The organism is Gordonia sp. (in: high G+C Gram-positive bacteria) (assembly GCF_049299075.1).
Taxonomy (GTDB): Bacteria; Actinomycetota; Actinomycetes; order Mycobacteriales; family Mycobacteriaceae; genus Gordonia.
Window position 1 is genome coordinate 1 of record NZ_JBAQWU010000157.1, and the last position, 2,653, is coordinate 2,653.

Sequence of the window (2,653 nt, forward strand, 5' to 3'; positions counted from 1 at the left end):
GAATGGTGTTGAGAGCGGCACCCTTGCGGAGGTTATCGCCGGACACGAAGAGCGCGAGGCCGCGACCGCCGGGCACGCCCTCGTCCTGCCGGATACGGCCGACCAGCGAGACGTCGCCGCCCGCCGCGTCGAGCGGCGTCGGCACGTCGACCACCGACACCCCGGCAGCTTCGGCCAGAATGGCGCGCGCCTGCGCCGGGGTGATGGCCTCGTCGAACTCCGCGTTGATCGAGAGCGAGTGCCCGGTGAACACCGGCACGCGGACACAGGTACCGCTCACCAGCAGGTCGGGCAGACCCAGAATCTTGCGCGATTCGAACCGAAGCTTCTGATCCTCGTCGGTCTCACCGGAACCGTCGTCGACAAAGTCGCCAGCCTGCGCCACCACGTTGAACGCGATCGGTGCGACGTACTTGACGGGCTCACCGAGATCGACGGCGTCGCCGGCAAAGACCAGCCCCTCGGCGCCGTCAATCCCCTTGCGGACCTGCGTCGCGAGTTCGGCGACACCAGCCAGGCCGCTGCCCGAGACGGCCTGGTAGCTGGAGATCACCAGGCGACGCAGACCCTTGGCGTCATGCAGCGGTTTGAGCACCGGCATCGCGGCCATCGTCGTGCAGTTCGGGTTGGCGATGATGCCTTTCGGCGGGTTCTGCGCCTGCTCGCCGTTCACCTCGGCGACCACCAGTGGCACGTCCGGGTCCTTACGCCAAGCAGATGAGTTGTCGATCACGGTGACGCCAGCCGCGGCGAAACGCGGGGCCTGCACCGTGGACATGGTGCCGCCTGCCGAGAAGAGCGCGATGTCCAGGCCACGGGGATCGGCGGTGGTGGCGTCTTCGATGACGATTTCACCGTCGCCCCACGGCAGCGACTTACCCGCCGAACGCGGCGACGCGAAAAAACGCACTTGATCGGCCGGGAATTTCCGCTCAGCCAGGAGTGCGCGCATCACGCCGCCGACCTGACCGGTCGCGCCGACTACTCCGATACTGACCATCTCTATCGCCCCGTTCCGCCGTAGACCACGGCTTCCTCATCGCCGCCCAAGTCGAACGCCGCATGCAGCGCACGGACCGCGTCGTCGAGCTGGTCGTCGCGCAGCAGCACCGAGATGCGGATTTCCGAGGTGGAGATCAGCTCGATGTTGATACCCGCCGAGGCCAACGCCTCACAGAAGGTCGCCGTGACGCCCGGGTGGCTCTTCATGCCGGCACCGACCAGCGAAACCTTGCCGACATTCTCGTCGAGCTTGATCTCCGAGTAACCGAGCTCGTCGGAGATTCCCGAGAGCTTCTCGATCGCCAGCGGGCCGAGTTCCTTGGGCAGGGTGAAGGTGATGTCAGTCTTGCCGGTCTGGACCGCGGAAATGTTCTGCAGCACCATGTCGATGTTGATTTCGGCGTCGGCAACGGCCCGGAACACCCTCGCGGCATGGCCGGGGGTGTCGTTGAGACCGAAGATCGTGACCTGCGCTTCGCTGCGGTCGTGGGCCACTCCGGTGAGGATTGCTTCTTCCACGGGGATGTCCTCCATCGATCCGGACACCACGGTGCCGGGGTTAGTCGAGTACGACGAGCGCACATGAACGGGAACGTTGTATCGACGCGCGTATTCCACGCACCGAAGCATCAGAACCTTGGCGCCGCAGGCCGCCATCTCCAGCATCTCCTCGAAAGAGACCTGATCGAGGCGTCGAGCGTCCGGGACAATCCGCGGATCGGCAGTATAAATGCCGTCGACGTCGGTATAGATCTCGCAGACATCGGCCGCCAGCGCTGCGGCCAGCGCCACGGCCGTCGTGTCCGAGCCGCCGCGACCGAGAGTGGTGACGTCCTTGGTGTCCTGGGCGACACCCTGGAAGCCAGCGACCATCACGATCTTGCCCTCGTCCAGGGCGCTGCGAACCCGGCCGGGGGTCACGTCGATGATTTTGGCTTTGCCGTGGCTCGCCGTCGTGATGACACCGGCCTGCGAGCCAGTGAAGCTCTGTGCTTGCTCGCCGAGGCCTTCGATCGCCATCGCCAGCAGGGAATTCGAAATGCGCTCACCGGCGGTGAGCAACATGTCCATTTCGCGTTGCGGCGGGTGTGGATTGACCTGCTCGGCGAGATCCAGCAGTTCGTCGGTGGTGTCACCCATCGCCGACGCGACGACGACGACGTCATTGCCCTGCCGCTTGGTCTCCACGATCCGCTCGGCGACGCGACGGATACGTTCCGCATCCGACACCGACGAGCCACCGTACTTCTGGACCACCAGTGCCACGTCGGGGCCTTTCTTGCTCGCTGTGCGCACGTGCTTCGTTCTCGGAACACTCTACCGGTCCGCAGAGGGCCTGCCGAAGTGGAGCACTGCGTACGATCATCCGATGATGTCCGCCGCCCCCAGCCACCTCACTCGCCGCCGCGCGTGGGTGGGCCTCGGTGTCTTGATGCTGCCGGTGGTCCTAGTGTCCATGGACTTCTCCGTCCTGTATCTGGCGATGCCGACCATTACTCGGGCACTGCATCCCTCGGCGACCGCAGAGCTGTGGATCCTCGACGTATACGGCTTCTTGATCGCCGGCCTGCTCATCACCATGGGTAATCTCGGCGACCGCTACGGGCGCCGGCGCATCCTGCTGCTGGGTGCAGGCCTGTTCGGCATCGCC

Annotated in this window: 3 protein-coding genes; 1 reads left to right on the plus strand and 2 read right to left on the minus strand. The window is 65.4% G+C overall.

What is annotated here, in order from left to right:
• Together WAW85_RS05285 and WAW85_RS05290 are read right to left on the minus strand one after the other, a co-directional pair.
• The coding region (locus WAW85_RS05285) for an aspartate-semialdehyde dehydrogenase (RefSeq protein WP_422558595.1) at positions 1-1,000 on the minus strand (1,000 nt) is incomplete at its 3' end.
• Between the two features lie 2 nt (positions 1,001-1,002).
• The gene (locus WAW85_RS05290) at positions 1,003-2,268 is read right to left on the minus strand and encodes an aspartate kinase (protein WP_422558597.1); all 1,266 of its coding nucleotides are present in this window, start codon (positions 2,266-2,268) and stop codon (positions 1,003-1,005) included.
• Positions 2,269-2,371: 103 nt separating this feature from the next.
• Between WAW85_RS05290 and WAW85_RS05295 the strand changes: the two genes are divergently transcribed.
• The coding region (locus WAW85_RS05295) for an MFS transporter (RefSeq protein WP_422558596.1) at positions 2,372-2,653 on the plus strand (282 nt) is incomplete at its 3' end.